This window comes from Mesorhizobium sp. WSM4841, assembly GCF_055811515.1.
The window spans coordinates 13,942-35,476 of the sequence record NZ_JBVVQC010000018.1 but is presented as its reverse complement, the minus strand read 5'-3'; the positions used below and the strand labels follow the sequence as shown (position 1 = coordinate 35,476).

21 protein-coding genes and 3 pseudogenes are annotated in these 21,535 nt (G+C 61.9%); 19 read left to right on the top strand and 5 right to left on the bottom strand.

Features of this window, described 5'->3' with window-relative positions; translation table 11 throughout:
* Positions 1-397: 397 nt before the first annotated feature.
* Positions 398-861 (bottom strand): annotated as a pseudogene (locus AC0L14_RS20855) (GFA family protein).
* 217 nt (positions 862-1,078) lie between these two features.
* Between AC0L14_RS20855 and AC0L14_RS20850 the strand changes: the two are divergent.
* From AC0L14_RS20850 to AC0L14_RS20840, 3 genes are all read left to right on the top strand, one after another.
* The gene (locus AC0L14_RS20850) at positions 1,079-2,572 is read left to right on the top strand and encodes a WD40 repeat domain-containing protein (protein WP_473750590.1); all 1,494 of its coding nucleotides are present in this window, start codon (positions 1,079-1,081) and stop codon (positions 2,570-2,572) included.
* An 81-nt stretch (positions 2,573-2,653) separates the two neighbouring features.
* Positions 2,654-3,928, top strand: coding sequence for a tetratricopeptide repeat protein (locus AC0L14_RS20845; RefSeq protein ID WP_473750589.1), 1,275 nt, complete (start codon positions 2,654-2,656; stop codon positions 3,926-3,928).
* A gap of 26 nt (positions 3,929-3,954) precedes the next feature.
* Positions 3,955-5,970: an amidase gene (locus AC0L14_RS20840; RefSeq protein WP_473750588.1), complete on the top strand. Its 2,016-nt coding sequence runs from the start codon at positions 3,955-3,957 to the stop codon at positions 5,968-5,970.
* Between the two features lie 634 nt (positions 5,971-6,604).
* Here AC0L14_RS20840 and AC0L14_RS20835 read toward each other — a convergent pair.
* Positions 6,605-6,934, bottom strand: coding sequence for a hypothetical protein (locus AC0L14_RS20835; protein WP_473750587.1), 330 nt, complete (start codon positions 6,932-6,934; stop codon positions 6,605-6,607).
* A gap of 287 nt (positions 6,935-7,221) precedes the next feature.
* On the opposite strand from AC0L14_RS20835, the gene AC0L14_RS20830 reads away from it, so the two are divergent.
* The 14 genes and pseudogenes from AC0L14_RS20830 (at position 7,222) to AC0L14_RS20765 (ending at position 19,047) form a co-directional block, all read left to right on the top strand.
* Entirely contained in the window at positions 7,222-7,518 is a 297-nt protein-coding gene (locus tag AC0L14_RS20830) for a hypothetical protein (RefSeq protein ID WP_473750586.1), read from the top strand.
* Between the two features lie 264 nt (positions 7,519-7,782).
* Entirely contained in the window at positions 7,783-9,405 is a 1,623-nt protein-coding gene (locus AC0L14_RS20825; protein WP_473750585.1) for an ABC-F family ATP-binding cassette domain-containing protein, read from the top strand.
* A 114-nt stretch (positions 9,406-9,519) separates the two neighbouring features.
* Positions 9,520-9,978 carry a mobile mystery protein A gene (locus AC0L14_RS20820; RefSeq protein WP_192360993.1) on the top strand — a complete coding sequence of 153 codons (459 nt, stop codon included), beginning with the start codon at positions 9,520-9,522 and terminating at the stop codon, positions 9,976-9,978.
* A gap of 8 nt (positions 9,979-9,986) precedes the next feature.
* The gene (locus tag AC0L14_RS20815; protein WP_473750584.1) at positions 9,987-10,592 is read left to right on the top strand and encodes a mobile mystery protein B; all 606 of its coding nucleotides are present in this window, start codon (positions 9,987-9,989) and stop codon (positions 10,590-10,592) included.
* Between the two features lies 1 nt (position 10,593).
* Entirely contained in the window at positions 10,594-10,737 is a 144-nt protein-coding gene (locus AC0L14_RS20810; RefSeq protein ID WP_473750633.1) for a hypothetical protein, read from the top strand.
* Positions 10,738-11,155: 418 nt separating this feature from the next.
* Positions 11,156-12,460 carry a mechanosensitive ion channel family protein gene (locus tag AC0L14_RS20805; protein WP_473750630.1) on the top strand — a complete coding sequence of 435 codons (1,305 nt, stop codon included), beginning with the start codon at positions 11,156-11,158 and terminating at the stop codon, positions 12,458-12,460.
* A gap of 659 nt (positions 12,461-13,119) precedes the next feature.
* The gene (locus AC0L14_RS20800) at positions 13,120-13,815 is read left to right on the top strand and encodes a hypothetical protein (protein WP_473750583.1); all 696 of its coding nucleotides are present in this window, start codon (positions 13,120-13,122) and stop codon (positions 13,813-13,815) included.
* 45 nt (positions 13,816-13,860) lie between these two features.
* Positions 13,861-14,087, top strand: a pseudogene (locus AC0L14_RS20795) (integrase); the annotation flags it as partial.
* Between the two features lie 866 nt (positions 14,088-14,953).
* Positions 14,954-16,051, top strand: a complete 1,098-nt coding sequence (locus tag AC0L14_RS20790) for a KamA family radical SAM protein (protein ID WP_473750629.1) — start codon at positions 14,954-14,956, stop codon at positions 16,049-16,051.
* A gap of 176 nt (positions 16,052-16,227) precedes the next feature.
* Positions 16,228-16,890, top strand: coding sequence for a BA14K family protein (locus tag AC0L14_RS20785; RefSeq protein WP_473750582.1), 663 nt, complete (start codon positions 16,228-16,230; stop codon positions 16,888-16,890).
* Between the two features lie 124 nt (positions 16,891-17,014).
* A complete protein-coding gene (locus AC0L14_RS20780; protein WP_473750581.1) occupies positions 17,015-17,344 on the top strand; it encodes a DUF2934 domain-containing protein in 330 nt (109 codons plus the stop codon).
* A gap of 3 nt (positions 17,345-17,347) precedes the next feature.
* Positions 17,348-17,497, top strand: coding sequence for a hypothetical protein (locus AC0L14_RS20775; RefSeq protein WP_127204769.1), 150 nt, complete (start codon positions 17,348-17,350; stop codon positions 17,495-17,497).
* Between the two features lie 402 nt (positions 17,498-17,899).
* A pseudogene (locus tag AC0L14_RS20770) lies at positions 17,900-18,001 on the top strand (BA14K family protein); the annotation flags it as partial.
* A gap of 605 nt (positions 18,002-18,606) precedes the next feature.
* Entirely contained in the window at positions 18,607-19,047 is a 441-nt protein-coding gene (locus tag AC0L14_RS20765) for a hypothetical protein (protein ID WP_473527837.1), read from the top strand.
* Positions 19,048-19,277: 230 nt separating this feature from the next.
* Here AC0L14_RS20765 and AC0L14_RS20760 read toward each other — a convergent pair whose 3' ends face one another.
* Positions 19,278-19,700 (bottom strand): VOC family protein, encoded by a 423-nt coding sequence (locus AC0L14_RS20760; protein WP_473486091.1) that lies wholly within the window; start codon positions 19,698-19,700, stop codon positions 19,278-19,280.
* 272 nt (positions 19,701-19,972) lie between these two features.
* The gene (locus tag AC0L14_RS20755) at positions 19,973-20,152 is read right to left on the bottom strand and encodes a hypothetical protein (RefSeq protein WP_473750579.1); all 180 of its coding nucleotides are present in this window, start codon (positions 20,150-20,152) and stop codon (positions 19,973-19,975) included.
* Positions 20,153-20,289: 137 nt separating this feature from the next.
* Between AC0L14_RS20755 and AC0L14_RS20750 the strand changes: the two genes are divergently transcribed.
* Both AC0L14_RS20750 and AC0L14_RS20745 read left to right on the top strand, forming a co-directional pair.
* Positions 20,290-20,550 (top strand): hypothetical protein, encoded by a 261-nt coding sequence (locus AC0L14_RS20750; protein WP_473750578.1) that lies wholly within the window; start codon positions 20,290-20,292, stop codon positions 20,548-20,550.
* Between the two features lie 3 nt (positions 20,551-20,553).
* A complete protein-coding gene (locus AC0L14_RS20745) occupies positions 20,554-20,814 on the top strand; it encodes a hypothetical protein (protein ID WP_292210749.1) in 261 nt (86 codons plus the stop codon).
* Here AC0L14_RS20745 and AC0L14_RS20740 read toward each other — a convergent pair.
* Entirely contained in the window at positions 20,811-21,524 is a 714-nt protein-coding gene (locus tag AC0L14_RS20740) for an SOS response-associated peptidase (protein WP_473527832.1), read from the bottom strand. The two genes, AC0L14_RS20745 and AC0L14_RS20740, sit on opposite strands and share 4 nt — an antisense overlap.
* Positions 21,525-21,535: the final 11 nt, after the last annotated feature.

Genomic DNA, 21,535 nt, shown 5'->3' with positions numbered 1-21,535 from the left:
CGAAGATGGACTCCCACCCTAGCCCTCCCCACAAGGGGGAGGGAACGCTGCCGCGCGCCTTTACTTCCCCTTTGGCGCCGAAAGGCAGCCGATTTGCCGAGGTCAGCGCCAACGGAAGTCTCCCTCCCCCTTGTGGGGAGGGGTTAGGGGTGGGGGTCCATCGTAGAGCGAAAGCCTCGGCTTTCCACCTGCGATAGCCCCTGCCACGAGGGCGGAGACGCCCGGCAGGGCAAAGGGGGCGCGTAGGATCGCCAGCCGGTTCATCGGGTGACATAGGGGCGCAGTCGCGTTTGTTGAAGGCCGGCGGGACAGCGCCCCCTCTGTCCTGCCGGACATCTCCCCACGAGGGGGAAGATTGCAGGTCGCCATCGCTTTCGCCAGCTTCACTCGCAACCAGTCACACCGGTCGCGCTCCTTCGCGTGCGAAGGCCTCGATCAAAGGTGCGTATCCCTCAAGGTTGGGTTGGGTGGCGAAGCTGTGGCTGGCGGCGGTCGTTGCCCAGGGCAGCCTTTCCGACGTGAAAACCTCGACGAAGGGCACGTACCAATGGTGATCGTCGAGCATGGTATGCGAACATTGACGAAGAAGTCCAGGCCGTGCGGGTGCGTGAACATCCAGTTCTTGCAGTGCGGGCAGTAAAGTTGCCGGTGCGGGCCATGCATGCCGCCGACCACCGGCTCGCCTTGCGTAACGGCGAAGCCATTGCTTGGCACGGCCATGGTCAGGGAATAAGCGCTCGCGCTCAGCTTCTGGCAGCCGGTGCAATGACAGGCCATTGTCAGCAATGGCGGCGCACTTATCCGAAAGCGTATCCCGCCGCACAGGCAGCCGCCGTCCCAAGGTAATTTCCAATCATCCATAACTTGGCCTCGATCGGTCTTGAGCCCTGCCGAGCGATCCTAGCGCACGACGGGGCAACATTGCGGCGACCGGGCGCATCCAGCGCTTTGGCGCAGGCGAGCGTTTTTGCGCTGCTGTTCGCTGGCAATCTGTGGAATTGAACCGGGGCATCGACAAGCCCGGCGCCGACCGGCATCATTGCGGGCAAAGCTAACAGCGGCCCGAGGGGGGAGCCCGATGAACAGGTTTGTCGACAGGCTGCTCGCAATGCTGCTGCTGGCGATCGGCATGCTCTGCTTCACACGTGTGTATTTCGCGCTGGGCGGCGAGGGCGCCGGCGACGCTTTCGCGTCGGTGCGCCTGGCTTTCTTCGGGACAGCGGGTGTTGTCTCAGCCCTTGCAGCCCTGCTGTTCTGGGCCGGCCTGTTGCCGGGCCGATCGACGCACGATCCGAAGGTGCGGCTGTTCGGCAGGGGTGCCGAAACGCAACCCTGCGGACGACCACGCCTGCGGCGGCTCTTTGCCGTCGTTCCGTTCCTCGCCGTCCTCGCTCTGGTGGCCGACCAGCTCGGCCCCTGGTCGCGACAGCCACAGGACGCCGGCAAAAGCCTGACCGCCGAGCAAGTCGTGCCGAGCGCGCCGCAAGGCCAAGACGTCACCAGCGCACCGGCCCCGGAACCGGAAGCGATACAGCCGCCGGCGCCTGCCTCGCCATCCGAGGTCGCGCTGGCCCCGCCTGTCTCACCGCCGGAGCCTGCTCCAGCCCCGGCCGCGCCACCGCAGACCGTCGCGCCGTTGCCCCAGGCTCCGCCGCCGCAGCCGACGCAACCGGATGGCCACCGTGATGCAGTGGTCTGCCTGGCGGCAGCGCCCGACGGTCACTCGATCCTAAGCGCCAGTACCGACCGCACGGTCAAGCTCTGGGATATCGACGGCAAGCGCCTGATCCGCACCCTCGGCGTCCACAAGGACATGGCGCGTACCGCGCTTTTCCTGCCCGATGGGGCGCGGGCGCTGACGGCGGGCGACGATGGCGAGATCGTGCTGCGCCAGCTCGCCGATGGCGCGGTGCTGCACGTCTTCTCGTCAGGCCAGAACGGCGGCGTCAACAAGCTGGCGATCAGCCCCGACGGCAAACGTGCTGTCAGCGGGCACGACACCGGCAGGGTCATTGTCTGGGATATCGAGAAAGGCTCGGTGCTGCATGTGATGCCGGGGCACGACTGGTCGATCAGCGGAGTCGCCGTCTCGCCCGACGGCACACGCGCGATCAGCGGCAGTATCGAGGGCACGCTAAAACTATGGGACATCGGCACCGGCAACCAGCTGCGCAGCTGGCACGGGCATGAGCGCGGCCCCTATGGCATCGTGTTCATGGCTGACGGGCGCCATCTGATCACCGGCAGCGGCGACTATACGATCAAGCTCTGGGATCTCGACAGCGGCCGCGAAGTTCGCCGCCTCGACGGCCATTCGGGCACGGTCTATGCGCTGGCGCTGTCGACCGACAACGAGCGGCTGCTGTCCGGCTCGCTCGACGGTACGGCACGGCTGTGGGACATGGAAACCGGCAGTGAGACCGCGCTGTTCGACAGCCGGTCCGGACCGGTCTACGCGGTGGCATTCGCCGCCGACGGCAGGGTCCTGACCGGCGGCTACGACCGCACCATCCGGGACTGGCCGGCAGGCGGCGGAGACGGGGTGGTGCTTTTCGCCGGAGCGCCAGATTGATTAGATTTTCAAGGTGCGGATATTTCGGGAAGAGGCGGCGTGCGCTAATGATTACCGCTATCGATAAATGGATTGGCGAACGTGAGCAGTGAAGACTGGCCGCTTGAGGCGAACAGAACTGTGTCCATTTTGCCCGTGCCACATCGCAGAAGAATCTTTCCCATCGTCTTGCTTGTGTTGGCTGCTGTCGTGCTGTTTTGGCCAGCTCGCAATTATTTCGTTCAGTGGTCGGCCATCCAGAAGGCGCAAGCGGCATTCCTCGCCAAGGACTACGCCGAGGCATTCCGCCAGTGGAAGATAGTGGCCGACGCCGGCAACCCCGATGCGCAGAACAATATTGGGTTGATGTATTGGTTAGGCCAAGGCGTTGCTCAGAATGACGCGCGGGCAGTGAGCTTTTGGCGCAAGACCGCCGAGGCAGGAAACCTAAACGGTGCGTCCGGCCTCAGCCAAGCTTACTATTATGGCAGAGGTGTCGGAAAGCACGATCAGTTGGCCTTTATGTGGGCGCGGAAGGCTGCGGACTATGGGCACGCAAATGGTCAATACATCCTTGGAGTTCACTATTCGGAAGGCCGGGCGGTGGCGAAGGATGACCGCAGGGCGTTCGAATGGTGGATGAAAGCCGCGGCCAGTGGCCTCGCCGATGCACAATATGCCGTTGGAACTGCATATGCGTTGGGAAAAGGCGTGGGCAAGGATGACGCACAGGCATTTGCCTGGTTCAGGAAGGCGGCCGATCAGGGATATCCCAACGCTCAATTCGCTGTTGGCCAAGCCTATTCACAGGGTTGGGGGGTACAACATGATCATGGTCTGGCTGCGGTCTGGTGGCGCAAAGCGTCCGAACAGGCCAACGCCCAGGCACAAGCCGCGCTTGGCTATGCATATTCAATCGGCAACGGTGTTACCCAAAGCGATGCGGACGCGGCGTCTTGGTGGCTCAAGGCGGCCAATCAAGGAGACGTCAGTTCGCAACTGAACTTGGGGGGCGCCTATTCGAAAGGCGCTGGTGTTAGCAAAAGCAAGGCGGACGCGGTTTCGTGGTGGCTCAAGGCCGCAAAGCAGGGAGATACCCAGGCCCAGCTCCATGTGGCGTACGCCTATGCCAACGGTGAAGGCATCGCCAGAGACGACAAGTCCGCCGAGTTCTGGTGGCTGGCCGCCGCGAAAACGGGAAATGTCGATGCCGAAGCCAGTCTTGGGATGCTGTATTATCGCGGTATCGATGGACAACCGGACTACAAGGAAGCCGCCAAATGGCTGCTCAAGGCTTCGTCCCATGGCCATCCCGCAGTCCAGATCTATCTGGATATGATGAAGGAAGACGGTCTGTTGGACACCAAGACATTGTAGGCGAAGATCACGTTTGGTTTCCCAAAGTGACCAATCTCCACATCGTCGAGGCGTCCATCGCACACCTGCGGCGGGCGCTCGATGACGGCACCGTCACCAGCGTCGAGCTGGTCGGTGCCTGCCTGCGCAGGATCGCCAGATATGACCGGCATGGCATCGCCCTCAACGCCGTTCCGGTGCTCAATCCGAAAATGTTCGAGGAGGCCGCCGCGTCCGACCGGCGCCGCCGGAGTGGTGCGACGCTCGGGCCGCTGGACGGCATCCCCTACACCGCCAAGGACAGCTACAAGGTAGCAGGCTTGACGGTCGCCGCCGGCTCGCCTGCCTTCGAGCATCTCGTCGCCAACGAGGACGCCTTCACCATCGGGCGGCTGCGGGCCGGCGGCGCGGTGCTGATCGGGCTGACCAACATGCCGCCGATGGCCAATGGCGGCATGCAGCGCGGCGTCTACGGAAGGGCGGAAAGCCCCTACAATGCCGAATACCTGACCGCCGCCTTCGCGTCGGGGTCATCGAATGGTTCCGGCACAGCGACCGCCGCCAGTTTCGCCGCCTTCGGGCTCGGCGAGGAGACATGGTCGTCCGGCCGGGCGCCGGCGTCGAACAATGCGCTGGTCGCCTACACGCCGTCGCGCGGCGTTATTTCGGTGCGCGGCAACTGGCCGCTGGTGCCGACGATGGATGTGGTGGTGCCGCATACGCGCAGCGTGGCCGACATGCTCGAACTGCTCGACGTGATTGTCGCCGACGACCCCGACACAAGAGGCGATTTCTGGCGCGCGCAGCCCTGGGTGGCGCTGCCAAAAAGCTCGGCCGTGCGGCCGCCGCGCTACGCCGGGCTCAGAGTGGAGGGAGCGCTGCAAGGCATGCGGCTCGGCGCGCCCCGCATGTATATCGGCCGCGATATGGAGGCTGACGTGCCGATCCAGACCCGCGCCTCGGTGCTCGACCTATGGCAGCAGGCGGCAGCGGATTTGCGACGGCTCGGCGCTGATGTGGTCGAGGTCGATTTCCCCGTCGTCTCCAACTACGAGCGCGACCGGCCGGGCACAAAAAACATGGTCGATCGCCGGCTGGTTCCTGAAGAATTCGCCGAGCGCGAGATATGGGACCTGTGCGTCTTCGCCTGGGACGATTTCCTGCGCGCCAATGCCGACCCCGCGATCCCCGATCTGTCCTCGGTCGACGGCCCAAAAATCTTTCCACAGCCGTTGGGCGCGTTGCCGGACCGCTATGGCGACAGTTTTGATCTGGCGGAATATGTCGAGCGGGCCAAGCGCGGTGTGACACCCTTCACTGATATCCCCGGCTTGGAGGCTGGCCTGAAAGGCCTGGAGGCGATGCGGCGGATCGACTTCGAAGACTGGCTGAACGCGCAAGGGTTGGATGCGGTGGTGTTCCCGGCCGTCGCTGATGTCGGGCCGGCCGACGCGGATATCAACGAGGCGTCCGCAGCGCTGGCCTGGCGCAACGGCACCTGCGTCGCCAACGGCAATCTGGTGTGGCGCCATCTCGGTATTCCGACTGTCACCGTGCCGATGGGCACGATGGCCGATATCGGTATGCCGGTCGGTCTCAGCTTCGCCGGCAAGGCATATGACGACACCCGGCTGCTTCGGCTGGCCGGCGACTTCGAGCGTTTTGGCCAGCGCCGCACCCGGCCGCCGCGCACCCCGGAACTTCCCGACGATGTTTTTTTCGCCCGGCCTTCCGCCCGCCGGCCCGGCGAGCCGCTGCCGCTCACCGTCGCGCTTGCCGCCGAGACGCGCCGTGCGGATGATCAGGACGAGATCACCATCACGCTTGACGTGCATGGCGAGGCCGGAACCGAGATCAGCGTGAAAGTCCATGTCAACGGCGAACCCATTCGCGTGCTGCGGACCGGCGCGCGATTCACCGGGCGTGCGGTTGTGCCGGCCAAAGAGCATGAGAGAATTCACAGCGTCTGGCGCGGCGCGTACGGCTCGATCGTCACTGCTGTCGTGCGGCTAGCGGACGGGAGCGCCGCCGGCGCCTACGCGGTGACCGGCGGGATTGGGTGAGGGGACTGCTGCAAGTACGGATGCTGACGGAAGACAGCAGGCGATAGGAAAGCTCGGATGAGAAGATCTCTTGTAATTGGCGCGATTATGCTCGCAACCTACGCCAACTCGCACGCTCAGAACTTGGCCGAAGACATTCACCGCGACGGACAAGGGCCGTCAACGATGTGCGGTTTCCACGGTGCTGACGCACTGGATTTGATCAGGCAAGTGAAGGCATCTCCAGCGCTGCGGCGGGTTCCTGTTTCATCCCGCTTCGAACTGTTCGTTTCTGCTGACGAGCTGACGCAATGGAGTTTCACAAGGCCCAGCGAGCAGGCCTACCCCGCCATAACGTGCAGACGCGTCAGCAGGGATTGGCAAGGCAGCTGGCACCAAGAACGAACTATGCGCTGCGAAGCAGGTCGCCGGGCTTGCGATAGGCTGTTTGCCGAGTTCCAGCGGCTCGACGAGCAATTCCGGCGCTCGCTGCGCAGATAGATCGGGCAGAAACGGCGCCACGCTCGCTGGACAGCAGCCTACATCGCCAAGCACAGCAAAGCGGCGGGCTTGAATAGAGTTATCAACTCGCCCGCCTTGATCTCGGCGCCATCGGCGGCATTCAGTGCGGCGTTGTGCTGCAGGCTTTTCCGCGTCAGTCCGGCTTGCAGGGGTCGGCCTTGGCCGCCGCTGTCTTCTCGCCCTCCTGCTGCGCCTCGACATCCTGCTGCGAGGTGGCAAGGTTTTTATCGCCACCGGCTTCCTGGTTGGCAAGCGGCATGGTGTTGCCGGTCTTGTTGGCCGGGCCGCCCTCTACCCTGTTGCCGGCATTCGCATCGGTTTCGAGGGGCGCACGCGTTGCGTCTTTTGTGACGCCTGATTGAGCTTCGATCGATGCGGTCGTCTCATGGCAGGTGGCGCTTGCCGTGCCGGCGCTCAGGCCGATCATAGAGGTGGCGAGCAAAATAGCGGTAAGCGTCTTCATCTCATCCTCCTTTCGGTGTTTGAGGCTATTTTTTTAAACTGCCGGCGGTATCCAAGGTTCCGCCAATTCAGTTCAAACCTCGAAACGGAACGCCCAGCGGGTCCTTCCGGACCAGGAGCCAAGTAATTCGTAAACCAAAAGTTGTACCGGCGCAGCCGTTACTCGACATGGTACTTGCGCCACCCCTAAAATAATGAGATGCTGGTTTCGGGTTATTGGGTAACGAGTGTTGGGGTAGGGAGAAGGCGTCTCGACTGTTGTAAGTTCCGGGACGGCTTTGGGAATTCATGAAACTCCTGCGGTTCCTGGTGGGCATCCTCACCATGTCGTCTGTCGTGGCGATTTCGACTTATTGGGCAACGGGTTCAATCTGGAAGGCGACCGGCGGGATGATCATTGCCTTGATCGTTTTGCAGGTTGGGTATTTTGTCTATCTCCTCTGGGCGGCCTATAGGCCCGGCGCGGAAGCCGCAGGAGCTGACCCCCCTGAGAGTATTGCCTGTGAGAGTATTGCCTGGCTCGACCATGGAGCTGGTGTCCGGCTAGCGCGTTTTGCAGCCAAGTGGAATCACTTGGCGCCGTAGAAATGCGGCTAAAACAAACAGATAGAGCGGGATGCCAGTTTTAGTTTGAACGCATCCGCTCTAGCTGTGACCCGAACCGAAGGTCATCAGTTCGAGACCGGACGGTTCCGGAATGTCCATTGGACGTCCCGCAGGGTCAGCCAACCATATATATCAGCCCGGTTCGGACAATTTGGCACGCAGCCTTCATACGTTGCGGGCTTCCGCAGGCGCGGCCTATCGCGTATTGGCGCGGGGAAAATCCCTTGGGCACGCGTGAAAAGTATGATTCGACTGGAAAGCATCAGCAAGCAGAACGGCCGCCAGATCGTCTTCATCGAGGCCTCCGCCTCCTTGCAGAAGGGCGAGAAGGTCGGGCTGGTCGGCCCCAACGGCGCCGGCAAGACGACGCTGTTTCGCATGATCAACGGCGAGGAGCAGCCCGACGAGGGCCAGGTATCCGTCGATCGCGGCGTCACCATCGGCTATTTCAGCCAGGATGTCGGCGACATGGCGGGCCGCAGCGCGGTTGCCGAAGTGATGGACGGCGCCGGGCCGGTGAGCGAAGTGGCGGCCGAGATGCGCGATCTCGAAGCCGTCATGGGCGATCCCGATCGCGGCGATGAGATGGAGGCGATCATCGCCCGCTACGGCGACCTGCAGGCGCGGTTCGAGGAGCTCGACGGCTATGCGCTGGATGGCCGCGCCCGCGAGGTGCTGGACGGCCTCGGCTTCAGCCAGGAGATGATGGACGGCGACGTCGGAAAACTTTCCGGCGGCTGGAAGATGCGCGTGGCGCTGGCGAGAATCCTGCTGATGCGGCCCGACGCCATGCTGCTCGACGAGCCGAGCAACCATCTCGACCTGGAAAGCCTGATCTGGCTGGAGCAGTTCCTGAAGAACTATGACGGCGCGCTGCTGATGACCTCGCACGACCGCGAGTTCATGAACCGCATCGTCAACAAGGTGGTCGAGATCGATGGCGGCTCGCTGACCGCTTACTCCGGCAACTATGAATTCTACCAGCAGCAGCGGGCGATCGCCGACCGGCAGCAGCAGGCGCAGTTCGAGCGCCAGCAGGCGATGCTGGCCAAGGAGATCGCCTTCATCGAGCGCTTCAAGGCGCGCGCTTCGCATGCAGCCCAGGTGCAGAGCCGGGTGAAGAAGCTGGAGAAGATCGACCGCGTCGAGCCGCCCAAGCGCCGCCAGAAAGTGTCATTCGACTTCCAGCCGGCGCCGCGCTGCGGCGAGGACGTGGTGACGCTGAAGAACGTCCACAAGGGCTATGGCAGCCGCTCGATCTATGAGGGGCTGGATTTCCAGGTGCGCCGCCGCGAGCGCTGGTGCGTGATGGGCATCAACGGCGCCGGCAAGTCGACGCTGCTGAAGCTGGTCGCCGGCGCTTCTGAGCCGGACAACGGCACAGTGGCGCGCGGGCCGAGCGTCAGGATGGGCTATTTCGCCCAGCACGCGATGGAAGTGCTGGAGGGTGAGCGCACCGTGTTCCAGACGCTGGAGGACGCCTTTCCGCAGGCAGGCCAGGCGCCGCTCAGGGCGCTTGCCGGCTGCTTCGGTTTTTCCGGCGACGAGATCGAGAAGAAATGCCGGGTGCTGTCGGGCGGCGAGAAGGCGCGGCTGGTGATGGCGCTGATGCTGTTCGACCCGCCCAACCTTCTGGTGCTGGACGAGCCGACCAACCACCTCGACATCGCCACCAAGGAAATGCTGATCACAGCGCTCTCGCAATATGAGGGCACCATGCTGTTCGTCTCGCACGACCGCCACTTTCTCGCCGCGCTGTCGAACCGCGTGCTGGAACTGACGCCCGAGGGCATCCACACCTATGGCGGCGGCTATACGGAGTATGTCGAGAGGACGGGGCAGGAGGCGCCTGGGCTGCGGGGGTAGGGGCGCGCGCATATCGCCCCAGTGTTCATGTCAATGTAAATGTTGCCATTCTATTTGGATTTGTATACGTTAATATTGACGAACTGACCATTTGCGTCAACATATGAGTTTACAATGGGTGTCAAGCAAGCTGTCCGTGAACAATATCAGGCGACGGTGAACCGTATTCCGGTCGGCGCTATCCATGTTCCTCCGGAAGGCTGGATGCGCACGGTGCGCAAGGCGCTCGGCATGTCCGGCGCGGAGCTTGCGCGGCGGATGGGGGTTTCGCGCGCGCGCATCGCGCAGGCGGAACGAGCCGAGCTCGACGGCGGCGTCACGCTGAAGTCCATGCAGGCCACCGCCGAAGCCATGGGCTGCCGCTTCGTCTATGCTTTCGAGCCACCCGACGACATCGAGAATGTCATCATCGCACAGGCCCGAAAAAAGGCGAGGGCGATCGTCGGCGCGGCAAGCAGGCACATGGCGCTTGAGGACCAGACCGTATCCGACAGCCGGACCGAGCAGGAAGTCTCGCGCCTGACGCGCGAGCTGATCTACGAAATGCCGCCTGATTTCTGGCAGGACAAATGATATCAGGCATGGCGGTCAAGCTCGATTATCCCGAAGGCGCGACGCCTCTCGATCCGAACGAGCTCGGCGGGCTGAAACACAGGCACGTCACGAATCAGGGCGAATTGGACGAGCTCGAGCAGGCAAATATCGCATCCGGGCTGCGCTGGCTGGCTCGGATGCGGCGCAGGGATATTCTCACCGACGACTTTGCGATCGAGCTTCACCGCCGCCTCTTCGGCGACGTCTGGAGTTGGGCCGGCAGCTTCAGGAAGACAGGCAAGAATATCGGCGTCGATCCAGCCCAGATCGCAATGCAGCTGCGCGGTGCGATAGACGATGCGCGCTACTGGGCGGAGCATGGAATCTATCAGCCCGTAGAGGCGGCGGTGCGGCTGCATCACCGCCTTGTGTGGGTCCATCCTTTCCCGAATGGCAATGGGCGTCACGCGCGCATCATGGCGGATGTCGTGCTCGACAAGATCTTCAGGACCGGCCCTATTGACTGGACTGCCGGCTCGGATCTTCAAAAAATGAATGAGCGTCGCGCGGCCTATATTGCAGCCCTCAAGGCAGCCGACAACCATGATATCGCGCCGCTGCTGGCCTTTGTCAGTGCGGAAAAACCGAAATAACATGCCCTCGCACGACTGCCATTTTCTGGCGGCGCTTTCCAATCGGGTGCTGGAACTGACGCCCGAGGGCATCCACACCTATGGCGGCGGCTATACGGAATATGTCGAGAGGACGGGGCAGGAGGCGCCTGGGTTACGGAGCTAAGCTGCCGCGAGAGTAACAGGGGCCGAGCGGCTCGGCGTCGTTGGCCTGAGGGGGGCGGGACTGGCGCCGAGCCTAACCGGTTGGGGGGTAGATCACCGGCCATTTAGATACATACGCCCAACCTAATATAAGAGCAAGCTAATGTTGTGCGTTAGCGGTTTCCAGCGGCTGTTTCCAATCGGTGGATGTTTCCGGCCGCCGCTTCCCGGCCGCGCGCTTAAACCGGGTGATGGAACTGGCGCCAGAAGGCATCCGTGGCGGCGGCTGACATGTCCAGCGCACCGGCCAGAGGCGCCGGGACTGCGTGGCTGAGGCGCAGAGCGGGGGCGCTGAAGGCGTCTCGATCGCCGGCTTGACCCTTCACGAGGCCGGCGACATTGTGGATGGCTGTTCGCCAGTCCATAACGGTCGTGTGGGAATGGATTTTCGCAACGCCCTCGATGAATCGCTGGCCTGGGCCAGCCGATGGTTCGACTACGCCGTGACGCCGTGGTTTTTCTATCAGGCTGCCATCATCGTCGTGCTCTTCCTGGTCGCGAAGCTCGCGGCGCAGCGCATCGAACCGCTCGTGGAGGACCGGGCACGCCAGATCAAGGGGCATCCCGGACTGTTGAGGGTCGTCGTTGCCCTGTTGCGGCGCACCGACTGGATCCTGTTCACGGTCTTCCTGCTTGCCGCGCTCATTCTCATGCGCGCCATCACCTGGCCAAGCCGGAGCCATTTCATCTATATCGCGCTCTCGTTATCCCTCGCGTGGCTGTTCGCGTCGGTGCTGTCGCGCATCATCCGCAACCGCCTCGTTGCGCGGGCTCTCGGCTGGCTGACCTGGATCTATGCTGCCCTTGTCATCCTGGGCATCGATGACGACGCCGCGGCTTTCCTGGACAGCCTGGCAATACCGTTGGGCGCGGTTCGCCTTTCGGCGCTCATCGTGCTGAAAGCGGCGCTGCTGCTGATCGCCACGGTTTGGCTTGCGGTGGTCGTCGGCAAGTATATCGATGAGCGCGTCCGGATCTCCGAAGAGCTGACACCTTCGATCCGCGTCCTCGTCGGCAAGGTCGCAAAGATCGGCCTTGTGCTGGTGGCGGGTGCTATCGCCCTGTCTTCCGTCGGTCTCGACCTGACGGCTCTGACGATATTCTCCGGCGCCGTCGGCGTCGGCCTGGCTTTCGGGCTGCAAAAGGTCGTTTCAAATTTCGTCTCCGGCATGATTATCCTTCTCGACAAGTCGATCAAGCCGGGCGACACCATTTCGCTCGAAGGCACCTTCGGCTGGGTACGCGAATTGCGGGCGCGGTTTGTCTCGGTGGTGACGCGCGACGGCCGCGAATTCCTGATCCCGAACGAAGACTTCATCACCCAAAGGGTCATCAACTGGTCGTTCAGCGACAACCTTGTGCGACTCGACGTGAATTTCGGGGTCTCTTACGACGCCGACCCGCATAAGGTCAGTGAACTGGCGATAGCGGCCGCCATGAGCGTCGGCCGGGTCGAAGCGGACCGGCGGCCGGTCTGCTGGCTCACGGACTTCGGCGAGTCCTCGCTCAATTTCGTCCTGCGCTTCTGGATCCACGACCCTCAGCAAGGTCTGACCAACGTGCGCGGCAGGGTACTGCTGGCGCTGTGGGACACTTTTAGGGAAAACGGCATAGACATCCCGTATCCGCATCGCGAGATCATCATGAAGCCGGATGGGCGCGCCGAGAAATCAGGCGGGCGTTGATGGGGTAGGGTGCAGCAGGGTCGCGGCGTCAAAGCTGCCAATCTCCCCCCTCGTGGGGGTTGAGGAGTGGTCCGCGCAGCGGACGGAAAGCCAATTGCTTGGCTTTCCGAACGACGAACGTCCGGCAGGACAGAGGGGGGCGCTGTCCCGCCGACTTCTCTCACCGATCCCAATCCGCTCTCACGCGCATTAGCTCAGAAGTCCTTTGCGCGTTCAGAACGAACAAGGTTGGCGATCCTTCGCGCCCCCCTCTGCCCTGCCGGGCATCTCCCCCACAAGGGGGAGATTGGCAGCTTCGACGCCGAGCGCGGTCTTTTCGCGAGTGCATCCGGCAAGGGTTCGCACTTCGGCTGCAATGCTGTATCCAGCCCCGAGTTCAAGGGAGCCTGCGATGACCTCACACCTCGACATCCCCGACGCCAGCAGCATCACGGCCGATGACGAGCACGCCTACGACACCACCTGGCAGGACGATGTTCGCGCCGCGTGCGGCAGGTGCGCGACCTGGATTCCCTGCCACTGTCGCCAGCCGAGCGCGCGGCGGCTCGAGCCGCCGCCACGCGAGCGTAGGTTGTTCGAGGCTGGCCGCGCGAAGAACCGATCTCCTGCAGCGGGAGATTGCTACCTAAAGCGGCGGAAAGGTTAAAATTAGAGCGACGATGGCGTTGATTGCAATGAGATGTCAGACAGGCCTGCTAAGATGGACTCTGGTCCTTCCTTTAATTTCTCTTGCTTTTCTCCAGGCGAAAGCCAGTCCGGCTCTGGCTGACGGCAATCAGGAAAATATTACGTCATGCTCGTCTCGGATAATGCAGGTAATTAATTCCAGCGGAAAATATGATCTTCTTTGTAAGATTACTATCGAAGGTACTTCTAGTGTGACACCGTATTTGAGCGTCGCTCACCATAGAAGGTTGCCGCTTCTCCATTCGGAATTCTCAGATTTCTTGCTAACTTTCCCAACTGGATCCTTCTTTATAGAAAAAACTGGGGAAAGTCCTGTATACAAAGTTGCATTCGCTTCACGTCTTATGGACTCTGAACGAATGGAACTTGAATACAGCTCTTCCGGAATATTCAATTCATACCTTGTTGTTACTTCTGATGAATTGCAATGGATACGATGCAATATTCGCGGCGAGAAGCAATGCATTTTTTACACTGATCTATTTGTTGCCGATGACACAAGTAATGTCTGCGAAATTTACCTGTCTCATCGGTTTGATTTCCCGTTGGACCTGTCAACGCTGCCTCAAATTGTGGAGGCCGCAAAGGAGCTCAGTTTGGCTACGTCAAATACGGCCGGGGCGAAGCGAGCTTTTCATACACGTTGTAATTTTGGGGGCACAAAATGACTAGCAGCGCAAATACCATTGTGGTCATGCGAGTACCGGGTCCGGGTCAAGCGGACCGCGCTCGCTGCAAGAATCCGCGCTGAGCTACCGGAAGGCCAGCGCGAAAATCTCTTCGCGGGACATTCGCTGCCCGCCGGCCTCGCCTCTTTCGCAGAAGTCGACGAGCGCTACTTGCAAAACAGCTCGGCCACGCCAGCGCCGAAATGACACACGCCTACCAGCGGCGGCACGACCGCTTCCGCGTCAATCTCACCAAGGTAAGCGGGCTTTGAGGAACGCCCCCTTCCCATCATCTATGCCTTACAGGCGCATGCTGGGGCAGGACACACGTTAAAAGTTCTTGCCCGCAGGCGGCAACTACCAGAATTTCAGGCGCTTTTATCGCCAGCCGTCGGAAATACGCCAGTTCCTCAATGGCGATCTCGATGCCAGCCGGACTATGGAACCGTCAGAACAATTGCGCGCCGCCGGCCCTCCATTGTGAACGCAAATCGATGTGTCGGACCCGTGGACGCTGCTTAGGAGAAACTATGCCATCGCGCAGCCTAATCACATTGACGATAGTCGGGGTCAGTGTCATCTCGCTAACAGTTTTCGCGGCCTATGATCGTTTCGTGAGTGCGACAGGAGGGATATTCTGCTCTACGGTTACAGACGCGGATTTCAAGAGCATTAATTTTAGGAATGAGCATGTATGTGTTGGCTCAGGGGTTGATTTGAAATCGCGCTCATTTGAGCATATGGGGGACGAGTCAATGTATCTTATTAAGAATATAATGACCGTATCATCTACATGCAAATGGGGTTGACGATAGTATATTTCGAGTTGCTCTTTATATTGGCGATAATAATATTGATATTGATAAAGCATCCGGGTGCAGAATGTATTCAAACATCTACATAGAGAAGAGATGACGATGGCAAGCAATTCTGGAACTGGCGCCCAAGGGGATTCATATCTATAGCGGGGCTTTCCCTCTCCGTCTCGGCTTCGCCGAGCCACCTTGTATGGGTCTTTCGCGAGTGCATCCAGCAAGGGTTCAAGCCTTGGCTCCAATGCTGTATTCAGCCCGAATTCAAGGAGCCTGCGATGACCTCACACCTCGACATCCCCGACGCCGGCGTGGATGCAGCCGGCATGGCGGCCGATGACGAGCACGCCCACGACGCCGCGTGGCAGGGCGATGTTCGCGCCGGCGTGCGGCAGGCGCGCGATCTGGATTCCCTGCCGCTGTCGCCAGCCGAGCGCGCGGCGGTTCAAGCCGCGGCCACGCGCCACAGGGTTCGCATCCCAAAAGCCTATCTCGACCTGATCGACTGGAGCGACCCCGCCGATCCCATCCGGGCGCAGGTCGTCCCTTCCCCAGACGAACTGGCAGAGCAGGAAGGCGAGCTCGACGATCCGATCGCCGACCACGCCTTCAGCCCGGTGCCGCGATTGACGCATCGCCATGCCGACCGGGTTCTGCTGTTTGCGACCTACCAGTGCGCGGTCTATTGCCGGTTCTGCTTTCGCAAGGAGTCGCTGACCTCGATCGGCCGGGGTTTTTCGCGCGAGGCGCTGGAGCCGGCCTTCGCCTATATCGAGGCCCACCCCGAAATCCGCGAGGTGATCCTGACCGGCGGCGATCCGCTGTCGCTGCCGGACAAGGCGCTGGCAGAAATCCGCGCCCGCATCGAGGCGGTTGCGCATGTGCGGCTCTTACGCATCCACACGCGCGTGCCCGTAGCGCTGCCTTCGCGCGTCACGTCAGGGCTGGTTCGCTCGCTGCTGGGCCGGCTGATGGTCACAGTCGTCACCCATTTCAATCACGCGCGGGAGATCACGCCGGCCACCGAAGACGCGTGCCGCGCGTTGCGGCAGGGCGGCTTCGTGCTGCTCAACCAGAGCGTCCTGCTGAAAGGCGTCAACGACACGGTCGAGGTGCTGGAGGAACTGTGCCGTGAGCTGATGTACCGCCTCGGCATAAAACCCTATTACCTGCACCACGGCGACCTCGCGCGCGGCATGGCGCATCGGCGCACCACGATTGCCGAGGGACGGGCGCTGGTCAGCGCCTTGCGGGCGCGCCTGTCGGGCATCTGCAACCCCGTCTACGTGCTGGACCTGCCGGACGGCGGCGGCAAGGTGCCGCTCGGCCCGTGCTATGTCGAGGCGCAGGACGGCGACACCTGGCGGATTCGCGGGCAGGATGGCGAGCTGAGGACCTATACGGAGCTTGTCGGCGACCCTTGAAAGCTTGGTTCCTCGCCCGCGAAGCGGGGAGAGAAGCTCGGCGAAGCCGAGACGGAGAGGGGTCCTTCGAGAAATGGAGACCTTCCTTTCAGCGCCGGAAGCTCTTGCTGCCGCGCCTGTTGGAACCGGATCCAATGCCTCGCATTTCTAGAGATGACGGGGCAAAGGAGCGCAGGGTGAAAGCTTTATCGGCGGTACTTGGCGGCTTTGCCCTGACGCTTGCGGTTTTCGCTAGCGGACTGGCCTTCGCCGTCTGGATTCTTTCCGCCGAGCCGGTGCGGCAGGCCGCCCCGACCTCCAGCGTCGCCGAACTGTGGCCGAGGGAGCCGCGGAAGGTGGACCCTGCTTCGCAGGGTCTTGAGCGCCTTCCCGCCCGCGAGGTCCCGGAGATCCCGGTTGATCGCACCTCGAAACCTGCCGATGCCGCAGCTTCGGCGCCCATCGTTACCGGCGCTATCCAGCCGGCAGCGGACGAGCAGCACGCGGTGCCCGCCGCCCATGTGGAATGGTGCGCAAGCCGCTACCGCTCCTACAGGCCAAGCGACGACCACTACACATCCTACAGCGGAGAGCAGCGTCCCTGCATCTCGCCCTATTTCGCTGCCGGCGCGGCCGAGCGCATCTCGTCGCTCCCCGACGATGGCGGCGACTACGTCGAGGCGACCGACGCGTGGCCAATGGATGGCGACGTTCCGTCGGATGAGGGCGCATCGTATTGGGATGCCGCCCAGCTTCCGCCCGACCATGTGGAATATTGCTTCAGCCGCTACCGCTCCTATCGGCCGGAAGACAACAGCTATCAGCCCTATTCCGGCGGCCCGCGCCGGCAGTGCGAGTAGGGCAGGGCGGGTGGCGGGTTGGCGGCCGCAGTGCATGGCGCCTTGTGCGACCAACGATCACGCAGACTTCTTGGATCGTTCGGGTTGGCGCGGCGTTCATCCGATACCCAAAGGAGGAATCAACATGGGCGACGACCGGGAAGACAAGATTCGTGAGCGCGCATACCAGATCTGGGAACGTGAAGGCCGGATCCATGGCGATCCCGAGCGGCACTGGCACCGGGCCGAGGCCGAGATCGACAGGGAGGCAGCCCTGCCGCTGACGGCAGGCGATACCCTGCCGGAAACCCGCGAGGTCGCGAGCTCCGACGTCTTGACGGTGGAGGCCCTGGCGGTGCGCACCGGCATATCGGGCGAACAGGCGCAGGAGCTGATCGACAGGCTGGGAAACGACCGGGCGGCGATCGAGCAAGCCGCGCGCAATCTCAAGGGGAAGCAGCGGCTCGGGGAGTGACAGATGATCAGAAAACTCAAAGACGGAAAATACCGCCTCTATTCGCGCAAGAAGGACGAAAAGACCGGCAAGCGCCGCAATCTCGGGACGTTTGACAGCCGCGAGGCTGCGGAGAAGCACGAACGCGAGGTGCAGTATTTCAAGAGGCATTGAGGGGGCGAGCCGTCGTTTGCCAGGCAGCCGCGCCGGATGCCTGCCGGAACCTGAGCCTGCGAAGTCGGCGGCCACGCATCTCTGCTCCGGACAGTGTTCGAGAACATGGTGCGTCCACCAAGCCTTAGTCCGGAAGCAGGTAGCGACGCCCATGGCGGTCGCCCGCGGATTTTAGCACGGTACGCAAATTGTTCAGAACCGTACCTGATGCACCTCGCGCAAGCGACATCAAACTTTCAGTGACGAAGCGTTCGCTTGCGACGTGGCCAAGCGGACTATTGTACTCTCTAAATGCATCACCGCGCCGCTCCCTACGATGGCGCCAGCTATGTCGAGGCGAGCGACACGTTGCCAATGGATGGCGACGTTCCGCCGGGTGAAACCGGCGCCGCCCAGCTTTCGCCCGACCACGTGCAATATTGCTTCAGCCGCTACCGCTCGTATCGGCCGGAAGACAACAGCTACCAACCCTATTCCGGCGGCCCGCGCAGGCAGTGCGAGTAGGCAGGCGCCTCGAGCGCCTGTCGGGCATAGGCAAACTACGTGCTGGACTTGCCGGAAGGCGGAGGGAAGGCGCCGCTCGGGTCGTGCTATGTCGAGGCGCGGGACGGTGAGGCGTGGCGGATTCGCGAGATCGAGAAGAAATGCCTCGGTTAAGGACTGTCTTTATTCAAGCCACGGCATGCAGAGAAGTCGGATATCCGTGAACGGCCGGTTTTGACCCTGATCGGACCTTTCGGGACCATTTTCGGAAGCAGACATCTCCTTTGACCGCGCTGTACTTGGCGTCGCGACGAGCCTCCGAGCACATCTCAGCAACGCGGTCAAAGGTTGTGGGTTGTTAAATGTTTACAGCTTTGCGCATCACCTCGCTTTCGTGGCTCTAGATCTCGTGCAGGCAATCCTGAGTCAGCCGAGCGTTGGCTGCCACCGGCCCTGCCACCGAGACTATGTTGCCATCCGCCTCGTTTCGTGGCCGCCTTCTCGCAGCCGGATTCAGGCCGCGTGCTTGGAACTAATGACGGGCGAGACTGTTCAGCTGTGACTTTGGCATGACGCTGACGTGCCCTCCTGGCTGGGTAAGCCTCGATCTTGAGGAGACTCGCATCATGAAGATTTCGTTCAGATTTCGTTCAGTCGCGGCTGCGGTTGTCGCTGCAGCAGGAATCAGCTTTGCCGGCTCCGCGCATGCCGACAGCGGTACGATCCGCTTCTCAGTCTACAAGGCTGCCTTCTTTGTGGGTGGCTCTGGAGGCGAGGGCACGCTGACCTTCCATGGTCGCCGCTATCCCATCTCTGTCGGCGGCATCTCGGGCGGCCTCGCCTTCGGGGCTTCTAAGACCTATTTCCATGGTACCGTGCGCCACATTCGCCGCGTCCAAGATGTGACGGGGGTCTACGGTGCGGCGGGCGGTGGCGGCGCGTTCGGCAAAGGGGCCCAGGTGATCGTCATGACCAATGACAAGGGCGCCCAACTCGAACTCTCAGGCAAGCAGGTAGGCCTGCAAGTCAACGCCGATCTCAGCGGTATTGCCATCACGGTGAAGTAGGGGCCGTCGCTCCGTTCGCCGTCCCTGCAGTCGGCCCACTACGCTGAATACAAAGGTCGGCTTTCAGCGCTACCATCTAGGAAGCGGCCGTTCCACTGTCGGCCCAATCGAGACGCTCGGGTAATACGCGCCAAGCGTCCGCTCGTGGCGCGACCGAGCCGGCCGGCGCATCGGCTCGGATTGTACCGCAACGGAGCGTTCTACGTCGCGATCGGGTGGAATGTCGACGTTCAGGTTGGATTACCCGCGGGCTCTACGCCGATAACATTCTGCTCCGCGTCCGTCGTGAACGTTCCCTTCGATTGATCCAATATTACAAGCACGTTGCCGAAAGGGTCACATACACGGGCGCATCGTCCGATCGCGATGTCGAACGGCGGTTCCACTGCCGTTCCGCCCGCTGCCAAAAATTCTCGAAATGCCGCGTCCACATCATCAACCAGAATATCAGTCTCTGGACCAATACGAAGATGAACTACTAGTTCTGCATCTGCTTCAGGCAACGCGAAGCCGGCAGCTTCCGCGTCCCGCCAGATGAGGGCATGGCCGAGCCGATCCCGATAAAAGGATATGGCTTCGTCAAGATCGCTCACATGCAGTAGATAGTTGTCGAGTTTTCGGAACAACGGTCTTTTGGCGGCCTCGTAAGCCATTGCGGGACCTCGCGCAGTATCACGGGCTCACATCAGTGCCCAAGATTATGGTTCCGCGACGAGTTCCGCAACGGCTCGGCTCAGCGTCGGCTCCAGCTGATGCCAGCTTGCAACAGCTCTTTGTATCGCGGGAACGGCAGCTATGGGGTCGATTCCGGGCCTAGCGCGAACGTCCGGTTCGGAGATTCGTCATGAACGACCGGAAGTGGCGCTAAGCCGACCTTCGAACGGCACGATTGAACACGCGTCCTGCTGCCCTCATCTCTGGGCGCTTAGCGCGTCGCTCGGCGTGGTGACGACAGGGCATCAAGCCGCTCCTGCAGATGCCCATTCAGCACGATCATTTCCTTGAGCGCCTTCACCGCATCGCCCTTGTGCTGGGCGATGAAATTGTCGGTGACTGCCTGAAGGGCGGCCTCCTGGCGGCTGTCCAGCGTCACGATGTGGCCCATGGCGATGCCTCCGACAGTTCCTGTTCAAATTGAACAAAACGGGAACAAAAATGTCAAGTGTGAATTGACTCCGCGAGGAATGCCTTCCTATTTGTCAGTAGGTGGGGCCGGATGCTCACAATCTGGGGAGAGCCGCGATGGGCAGACGAAAAAGCCGGTTTGACAGGCTGTCGACGAGGCATGCCGAGGCGATCATCAGGGACGCTCTCAGCCTGCGCAAGACGGTGCTTTCGTCGCAGCTGCATCTGAAGGCGCATGGCGAGCTGTTTTGGCAGCTTTGCGGGCTTGTGGAAAAATTGCATGAGGTGATGGCTAGCGTAGCGGAGAAGGAGCCCGATTTCCGGATGCCGGATCTTGGCCTGCTCCCGCTTCCCGACGACTATTTGACTCGGAAATGAGCCATGGCCGGGCCGATGGACAGCGTTGGACGTGCCGCGAAGGCCAACATGCTGCTGATCGTGGAGTGCGGCCACTGCTACCATGTCGGACGTTTCAGGGCGAACGACGTGGCCAAGGTGGTGGGCTGGAACAAGCCGCTGGAGACCATCCGGTTCAAGTGCAAGCGGTGCAGCCGAACGAACACGACGGTGAAGACCCAGTTCATCGACCAGGACCATCCGCCGAAGGGCTACATCTGGGTGCTGCAGAAGTTCAAGCTTTAGAACAGCGAACCCTGTACCGGCGCCTGTGGCGCCTGCGGCGGAAACTTTATCTGCGTCGCCGGCTTGTCGACGATCACCAGCGCGTCGTCGGGTGCCGTGCGCTGCAGGTGCCTGGCCTCCGACCACGGCGCGGTCAGCCAGGTCTCGGTTTCCTCCTGGGTTGTCAGGATGACGGGCATGGCCTTCTCATGGATCGGCGCGATCAGCGCGTTTGGCCTGGTGGTCAGAAAACCGTAGAGCTCGAACTCGCCGGGGCCGTCCTTGACCTTGCGCACGCCTTGCCAGCGCGTCCACAGGCCGGCGAAGAAGAACAGCGGCCGCTCCTCGTTCAGCGCGAACCAGTAGTTTTTCTGGATACCGGTATCCGGATCCTTGTCGCCGGGCGTCGGACTCGGCTCGGCAAAACTGGTGAGCGGCACCACGCAGCGGTTCTCGACGCCGAGATATTGCTGCCAGTGGCCGTATTGCGGGTTACGGATGTTGGTGGTGCCGTAGTCGGCCTTGCCCTTCACCCGCTCAATCGGCGTCGGCATGCCCCACAGCAGGTTGGCCAGTTCCCGCTCACCGTCCGGCGCATTGCGCACCACCGGGCCGGGCTGGTTGGGGTAGATGTCGATGGAGGGCTCGAGATTGCCGAGACTATCGCGCAAGGCGCGGGTCCACTGGCGGATCGCCTCCTGGCTGGTGGTGATGTTGTAGAGGTTGCACATATCGAGCCCCG

What these genes read in the sequence shown, in the direction of transcription:
- AC0L14_RS20850 (WP_473750590.1), top strand. Translation starts at nt 1,079, where the DNA reads ATGAACAGGTTTGTCGACAGGCTGCTCGCAATGCTGCTGCTGGCGATC.
- AC0L14_RS20835 (WP_473750587.1), bottom strand. Translation starts at nt 6,934, where the DNA reads ATGAAGACGCTTACCGCTATTTTGCTCGCCACCTCTATGATCGGCCTG.
- AC0L14_RS20830 (WP_473750586.1), top strand. Translation starts at nt 7,222, where the DNA reads ATGAAACTCCTGCGGTTCCTGGTGGGCATCCTCACCATGTCGTCTGTC.
- AC0L14_RS20825 (WP_473750585.1), top strand. Translation starts at nt 7,783, where the DNA reads ATGATTCGACTGGAAAGCATCAGCAAGCAGAACGGCCGCCAGATCGTC.
- AC0L14_RS20820 (WP_192360993.1), top strand. Translation starts at nt 9,520, where the DNA reads ATGGGTGTCAAGCAAGCTGTCCGTGAACAATATCAGGCGACGGTGAAC.
- AC0L14_RS20815 (WP_473750584.1), top strand. Translation starts at nt 9,987, where the DNA reads ATGGCGGTCAAGCTCGATTATCCCGAAGGCGCGACGCCTCTCGATCCG.
- AC0L14_RS20810 (WP_473750633.1), top strand. Translation starts at nt 10,594, where the DNA reads ATGCCCTCGCACGACTGCCATTTTCTGGCGGCGCTTTCCAATCGGGTG.
- AC0L14_RS20805 (WP_473750630.1), top strand. Translation starts at nt 11,156, where the DNA reads ATGGATTTTCGCAACGCCCTCGATGAATCGCTGGCCTGGGCCAGCCGA.
- AC0L14_RS20800 (WP_473750583.1), top strand. Translation starts at nt 13,120, where the DNA reads ATGGCGTTGATTGCAATGAGATGTCAGACAGGCCTGCTAAGATGGACT.
- AC0L14_RS20790 (WP_473750629.1), top strand. Translation starts at nt 14,954, where the DNA reads ATGGCGGCCGATGACGAGCACGCCCACGACGCCGCGTGGCAGGGCGAT.
- AC0L14_RS20780 (WP_473750581.1), top strand. Translation starts at nt 17,015, where the DNA reads ATGGGCGACGACCGGGAAGACAAGATTCGTGAGCGCGCATACCAGATC.
- AC0L14_RS20775 (WP_127204769.1), top strand. Translation starts at nt 17,348, where the DNA reads ATGATCAGAAAACTCAAAGACGGAAAATACCGCCTCTATTCGCGCAAG.
- AC0L14_RS20765 (WP_473527837.1), top strand. Translation starts at nt 18,607, where the DNA reads ATGAAGATTTCGTTCAGATTTCGTTCAGTCGCGGCTGCGGTTGTCGCT.
- AC0L14_RS20760 (WP_473486091.1), bottom strand. Translation starts at nt 19,700, where the DNA reads ATGGCTTACGAGGCCGCCAAAAGACCGTTGTTCCGAAAACTCGACAAC.
- AC0L14_RS20755 (WP_473750579.1), bottom strand. Translation starts at nt 20,152, where the DNA reads ATGGGCCACATCGTGACGCTGGACAGCCGCCAGGAGGCCGCCCTTCAG.
- AC0L14_RS20750 (WP_473750578.1), top strand. Translation starts at nt 20,290, where the DNA reads ATGGGCAGACGAAAAAGCCGGTTTGACAGGCTGTCGACGAGGCATGCC.
- AC0L14_RS20745 (WP_292210749.1), top strand. Translation starts at nt 20,554, where the DNA reads ATGGCCGGGCCGATGGACAGCGTTGGACGTGCCGCGAAGGCCAACATG.
- AC0L14_RS20740 (WP_473527832.1), bottom strand. Translation starts at nt 21,524, where the DNA reads ATGTGCAACCTCTACAACATCACCACCAGCCAGGAGGCGATCCGCCAG.